The organism is Pseudochrobactrum sp. AO18b, assembly GCF_000409565.1.
GTDB classification, from domain to species: domain Bacteria; phylum Pseudomonadota; class Alphaproteobacteria; order Rhizobiales; family Rhizobiaceae; genus Pseudochrobactrum; species Pseudochrobactrum saccharolyticum.
Map to the genome: position 1 here is coordinate 1 of NZ_ANNO01000136.1, position 6,541 is coordinate 6,541.

At 52.7% G+C, this 6,541-nt stretch carries 7 protein-coding genes; 1 reads left to right on the plus strand and 6 read right to left on the minus strand.

Annotated elements, in window-relative coordinates; all coding sequences use genetic code 11:
- From A918_RS0105745 to lgt, 6 genes are all read right to left on the minus strand, one after another.
- The coding region (locus A918_RS0105745) for a ribose-phosphate pyrophosphokinase (RefSeq protein ID WP_022710134.1) at positions 1–874 on the minus strand (874 nt) is incomplete at its 3' end.
- 396 nt (positions 875–1,270) lie between these two features.
- Positions 1,271–1,891: a hypothetical protein gene (locus A918_RS0105755; RefSeq protein WP_022710136.1), complete on the minus strand. Its 621-nt coding sequence runs from the start codon at positions 1,889–1,891 to the stop codon at positions 1,271–1,273.
- A gap of 15 nt (positions 1,892–1,906) precedes the next feature.
- Positions 1,907–3,058, minus strand: a complete 1,152-nt coding sequence (locus A918_RS0105760; RefSeq protein WP_028233440.1) for a Xaa-Pro peptidase family protein — start codon at positions 3,056–3,058, stop codon at positions 1,907–1,909.
- A 90-nt stretch (positions 3,059–3,148) separates the two neighbouring features.
- Positions 3,149–3,928 (minus strand): peptidoglycan editing factor PgeF, encoded by a 780-nt coding sequence (pgeF, locus tag A918_RS0105765; protein WP_022710138.1) that lies wholly within the window; start codon positions 3,926–3,928, stop codon positions 3,149–3,151.
- A gap of 25 nt (positions 3,929–3,953) precedes the next feature.
- Positions 3,954–5,054 (minus strand): class I SAM-dependent methyltransferase, encoded by a 1,101-nt coding sequence (locus A918_RS0105770; protein ID WP_022710139.1) that lies wholly within the window; start codon positions 5,052–5,054, stop codon positions 3,954–3,956.
- A gap of 3 nt (positions 5,055–5,057) precedes the next feature.
- Positions 5,058–5,900 carry a prolipoprotein diacylglyceryl transferase gene (lgt, locus tag A918_RS0105775; protein WP_022710140.1) on the minus strand — a complete coding sequence of 281 codons (843 nt, stop codon included), beginning with the start codon at positions 5,898–5,900 and terminating at the stop codon, positions 5,058–5,060.
- A 264-nt stretch (positions 5,901–6,164) separates the two neighbouring features.
- On the opposite strand from lgt, the gene A918_RS0105780 reads away from it, so the two are divergent.
- The gene (locus tag A918_RS0105780) at positions 6,165–6,458 is read left to right on the plus strand and encodes an accessory factor UbiK family protein (protein WP_022710141.1); all 294 of its coding nucleotides are present in this window, start codon (positions 6,165–6,167) and stop codon (positions 6,456–6,458) included.
- Positions 6,459–6,541: the final 83 nt, after the last annotated feature.

Consider the following 6,541-nt stretch of genomic DNA (forward strand, 5'->3'; position numbering starts at 1 on the left):
TCAGGCCGGAGATCGACAGAACACGGATGTTGTGTGCCTGATCAATTGCAGCGGTTGGCTGAATGGAATCGGTGATAACCAGTTCTTTCAGCTTGGAATTGGTGATACGGGCAATCGCGCCACCGGAGAGAACACCATGGGTGATATAGGCGGTAACGCTGGTTGCGCCTTTGGCCAGCAGAGCTTCAGCCGCATTGCAGAGTGTGCCGCCGGAATCAACGATATCGTCGAACAGCAGGCAGTCTTTGCCGGTCACGTCACCGATGACGTTCATTACTTCCGATTCACCCGGACGGTCACGGCGCTTGTCAACGATTGCCAGCTGCGCATCAATGCGCTTCGCCAGTGAGCGGGCGCGTACCACACCACCAACGTCAGGCGAAACCACCATCACATTGGATGTATCGTAATTGGCTTTAACATCGCGGGCGATAACCGGAACAGCATAGAGATTGTCGGTCGGGATATCGAAGAAGCCCTGAATCTGACCGGCATGAAGATCAAGGGTCAGAACGCGGTTTGCACCGGCTTCAGTGATAAGATTGGCAACCAGCTTGGCGGAAATCGGTGTGCGCGGGCCTGGTTTACGATCCTGACGGGCATAGCCGTAATAAGGCAGCACTGCAGTGATGCGGCGTGCTGAAGAACGACGGAATGCATCGATCATGATCAGCAGTTCCATCAGGTGGTCATTGGTCGGATAAGAGGTGGACTGCAGAACGAAAACGTCCTCACCACGCACATTTTCCTGAATTTCCACGAAGATTTCCTGATCGGCAAAACGCTTCACAACGGCTTTGCCGAGCGGAATATTCAGATGTTTTGCGACGGATTCTGCTAGGACACGATTGGAGTTGCCCGCGAAAAGTTTCATGCTTTTTTGCCTCTGGCGCTGGTTTGCCTAGCGCATAAACCTTGAATGCATTTTGCATTGGTCATGCGCGGATTCCCTGTATCCGGGTTTGATTGTGAGAATTCAGGGTCTGCAACCCGTCCGTCTCATAGAATTTCAACTTCAGCAGCTATGCATCATTTCTTCATACAACACTGGCTGGATGAGCGGCCTTTTACAAAGCTTGGCCAGTATTGCAAGGGTACAAAAGCCGCAGGGCAGCATTAATGCCCCGATATTTCACAAAAGTTGCATTTTCATGCTCTCTATAGGCCAAAAAGACACGTTTGTGTGAAGTTTCTGAGAACAGGCTTAACATGACCGGCAGGATCAGGTGAAGCTGAGTCTCACCTGATGTTTGATCGTGATTGAAGCTGTTTACGGAGCGTTGGCCGAAACCCAGCGGAAATAGTCTGCCAGCGTGTCATCTGCAATTTTGCCCATCACATTCGCAGGAACAGACGACCAGCCGTTTTTGCCGGAGACTTTCTCCTGACCTTGCAGGCGATGGACGCGATTGCCCTGCTTATCCATAACATCCCAGACATAAAGCACAGAAGTCTGATTATTCTCGGTGAGGTTGGACAGATAGCCTTTGAGAATATAATCGGCTTCGGTTTCCATATTTGAGGCGAGAGTAATGGACTGGGTTTTGAGGATGTCGTCAAAACGCAATGAGAGCGGTGTCACAATCTCCAGCGGTGCGCCGATGATCGGTGCAATATAGAGTTTGTAATTACGCACCTTGGCCATATTCAAAGGCGCCTGAGCAGCCTGTGCGGGCTGACCAAAATCAGAGGTCAGCGGGGCAAGCGCCGCGCTTTTCTCACTGGTCGTCTGCGAGGAGCAACCAGCCAGCAGAAGGGCTGATACCAGCAACGGTAATGTTGCGGAAGACTTAAAAAGCAACGGTAATGTTGCGGAGGATTTAAAAGGCAACTGCGGTGTTGCTTTCCGTTTTAAAGAAGCATCAACAGAGGCAGATAAAGTAACCGGCATCGGCTTCAGTTCCTGTTAAATAATCACCAGATCAAGACTGCTTTTCGACAGGCTTTCGGCAGGGCCGTTGGTGGTCAGATAGGTCTGGCCTAAAGTCATGGCCGTATTGGTTTCAGAATCCATAATAATCATATGGGCAAACAGCGTCATATCCGGCTCGATGCGCTCGGCATTGCCCGCATAGAACATCTGCGGATCCATCCATGACGGTGTGAAGCGTGCACCCACGGAATAACCGCAGGCATTGAGGCGGTGCCGCGTCAGCGAATGCGCTTCCAGTGCCTTGGCATGGGCTTCAAAAACATCGCCGAATGTCGAGGCAGGGGTGAGGGCGGCTTCCACAGCCATCAAGGCTTCATGTGCTGCCTGATACAGTTCCTCATGACGCTTGGTTGCTTTGCCGGTCAGTACTGTGCGCATCATCGGCGCGTGATAATGGCGGTAGACGCCGGACCATTCAAGGGTCAGCTGGTCATTTTTGTGCAGCTGCCTGCGGCCGGATTTATAACGGCAGAGAAGAGCATCGGGGCCGGAGCCGATAATATATTCATTGGCCGGAAAATCACCATCGCCGAGGAAATTGGCTTCCATCATCGCGGCAAGAATATTCGCCTCATTGGCATTCTTGCGCGTCTGATCAAGTGCAGCATCATAAATCGCATCGCTCAAGGCTGCGGCCTTGCGGGCATAATCGGCTTCCGCAGGGCTTTTCAGCAGACGCAGGCGATCAACCATGCCGGAAGCATCGATGACTTTGGCAAAGCTGTTCAGCTGCTCATCCAGTTTGCGGCCATTGGCGGCGGTCAGTCCGTGGGTCTGATATTCAACACCGATGCGGGCACCAAGCAGATCCATATCATTAAGCAGATTGCGCAGATCAACCGCAGGATTGGCGTTTTCGCGATCTGTCCATTGCACGATATGTTCAATCGTAGAAGTGTGGCGCGCCTGACGCAGATCGGCGGAGCGTGTCATCAGCACCATGCTACCGTCCTGCTTGACGACCAGACACTGGAAAAAACAAAAGCCGAAAGTGTCATAGCCGGTCAGCCAATACATGCTTTCCTGAGAAAATAGCAGCAATGCATCAAGCTTGTTCTCAGCCATGCAGAGCATCAGCCGGTCACGGCGTGCCGCAAATTCTTCCGGTGCAAAGTGAAGTGCCATAATTATCTCCGCATTGAACAAACGACCGTGCCGGTTACCGCTCTGCGAGCAGTCCGGCAGGATCATGCATGTTTTCAGAACCGGAAGCGCTTACTTCCGGATGGCAATAGCGGCGATCTGGCGTCCGTAATCCGGTTCCTTGCGATGGGTGGTGCGGCGATAAGAGAAAAACCGCGCTTCATCGGCATAGGTACAGAGATCAAGAGACGCTGTCTGGATACCGCAGGCTGACAGACGATCAACGATAAAGCTCCAAAGATCAAACATTTTACGCGCCGGATCGCTCGATGGGCGGAAATATTGTTCATAAGTCTGATCGCGGGCAGTGAATTCCGCAACGAATTCAGCGCCGACTTCATAATTGTCCTGACCAATGCACGGCCCCAGAACTGCGCGGATTTTTGACCTTTCACCGCCCAGATTAACCATGGCTTCCACGGTGTTTTCCAGAACACCGGCCAAGGCACCGCGCCAACCGGCATGTGCGGAGCCGATAATGCCCGCTTCCGGCTCACAAAACAGCACAGGACCACAATCGGCGCTCAATGCACCCAGAATCAGTCCCGGCACATTGGTCACCATCGCATCCGCCTGCGGGCGTGGCGAAGGCAGGGCTTCGGTGATAGTCAGAACGGTTGGTGAATGCACCTGATAGAGAGTTTGCAGGTCTGCCGGCTGGAGGTCGAAATAGGCTGCTACGCGACGGCGGTTTTCTGCAACAGCATCAGGATCATCTTTAGAACCTGCGCCGACATTGAGGCTGTCATAAATGCCGGAAGATACGCCGCCGAGACGGGTGAAAAACCCATGCGCGATGCGGTCATTGGTTTCGAGCAAAGGAGAGCGGATCGGATCAGGCATATTGGTCATGATAGTCTCTCTGGAAAATGAAATATCAGATTGTTTTCAGGTCGGGATAAGTGACGCTTAAGACTTTAAACAGGCTGCCCATCTGGTTTGGCGCAGCCAGCCGCTCCACATCATCACGGATTTGCTCCTGCACGCTGGCAGATTTACCGGCACCAAGCTGACCGGCACGGCTGAGCAGCCCCATTCTCAACAGGAAGTCGCCCTGTTCTTCAGCTTTTGTCGTGCAGCCGAGGCCGGAAGCGATTTGTGCGAGAGCGGCAAAATCCACATGTGTAGTAATATCGGCCTGACCGGGAGCGATGAACACATCCTGATAGGCGTGCTGATAGAGTGCCTGCAGTGTGTTGCCGAAACCGGCTTCATGAGAGCCATAGTCAATCAGCAACGCCGCACCTTTGTGCTTGCGGATATGTTCGCTGATCTGCTGCATCAGCGCAGAACGTGCCGGTGAGGCCTCGAAAATTGTACCTTCCGGTGCTGTTTCATGACCTTTCGGCAGAAGGGCAGGGTCAATGCCGCCGGTTCCGGTAGTGAAGCAAAGTTCCGGTGCTGCCTCATTGCAGGTCGCTACCATGCGCTCAACAAAGCGACCTTCATGTTTGACATATTGATGATCCGGCAGCGCGTCGAACAATTCATTAGCGACGAGGATCAGCGTGTTTTGCGGGATTTCCCCGAAGCTTTTGTACCAAGCCATGTGAGGGGCGGCACCCTCAAGTTTTTTCTTTTGCACGCCTGTCAACCGGTCGCTGGTTTCCACCATCGCGATATGGGCGGTACGCAGCAGTTCCGGTGCCAGTTTGCCAGCCGCGCGCAGCAGATCGCTCATCAATGTGCCGCGACCACCGCCAATTTCGCAAATGGTGCAGTTTTCCGGTTTACCCAGAGCTTCCCAATAGCTGACGACCCAGATGCCGATCAGTTCACCAAACATCTGGCTGACTTCCGGCGCGGTGATGAAGTCACCTTTCGCCCCGAACGGCTCACGGGTCATGTAATAGCCGCCGTCATGATCGGCGAGGCAGAAAGCCATATAATCTGCCACGCTGATCGGCCCGCCATTGCTGATAAGACGGATCAGACGCTGCTTCAGTCTGTCTGCGGCGGGGATTGTCGTTTCTGCCATTGTTTATGCCTTTGCCGCAGCGCGGTTTCCGCGCCACATTGCCCAGACACCAAGCAGTACCATCGGAACAGACAGAACCATGCCCATGGTCATCCAGCCACCGACGAGATAGCCGAGCTGTGCGTCCGGTTCGCGGAAGAATTCCACCAGAATACGTGACAAGCCATAACCGGCGACAAAGGCACCGGCGATGAAACCCGGAGCTTTGAGTTTATTGCTCTTCCAGATCAGCAGAGCCAGCACGAAGAACAATACAAAGCCTTCGAGTGCTGCTTCATAAAGCTGGCTCGGATGCCGTGGCAGCGGGCCGCCATTCGGGAAATAGACCGCCCATGAAACATCGCTGACACGACCCCAGAGTTCTGAATTGATGAAATTGGCAATGCGCACGACGCCAAGGCCGATCGGCACACCGGCGGCGATAGTGTCGAACATACTCCAGACAGGAATGCCACGCTTGCGTGCAAACAGGATCATGGCAACGGTCGTGCCGAGAATGCCGCCATGGAAAGACATGCCGCCGTCCCAGACAGCCGGTATTTCCAGCGGATTGCTGATATAGAAACCGAAATTATAAAACAGCACGTAACCGAGACGTCCACCGATCACGACCCCAAGCGCCGCCCAGAGTACAAAATCGTCCAGCGCCAGCGGATCCATCGGCGCATTATTATTCGGCCACAGACGCGCTGTGTTTACGAGTTTCTTGCCATACCACCACGCAAATAAAATGCCGATGACATAGCCGATACCATACCAATGCACGGAGAGCGGCCCTATGGAAAACAGCACAGGATCAATATTCGGGAAGGGCAGTGCAGCCATCATGATCTGCGGTTCGGTCATTCTTCACTCCGTTATGGCTGCGTCTGCTATTATGCGTTCAGCACTGGTTGATGCTGTTATGCATGAGGCATAGCGAATTTTTGTTCAGGATAAAAGTCCGTTGCTTTTATGGCTTTATTCGGGTTTTAGCCTTAAGCTGGTCTTAAATCTCCGGCAAAGTCGTTTTGTTTTTAAAGCTTCGCAGTCTTGCATCATTTATAATGCGGGCTTATCTCAGCATTAGAGATTTATTTCCGCCTGTGGCGGCTAAAAAGAGGTGATCCAATGAGTAATGCAACCGGTAAAGTTCTTGATGAACTCGCAAAACTCGTCACTGATGCTGCGGGTGCCGCGCAGGGCGTGCGTCGTGAAGTCGAGACAGCAATGCGCTCTCAGGGTGAAAAGCTGCTTAACACTTTGGATGTTGTGCAGCGTGAAGATTTTGAAGCCATGCGTGAAATGGCCGTTAAAACCCGTACCGAAAACAGTGCCCTGACGGTCAAAATTGCCGAGCTCGAAGAGCGTATTGCTAAAATCGAAGCAGCACTGGCAGAAAAACCAGCGAAAAAAGGCGCTTAAGGTCTAAAAATCTCAAAGATTTTTTAACTTTTTATTCACAGGGGCGAATGCCTAAAAGCCCTTATTCCAGAATCGGTTACAGC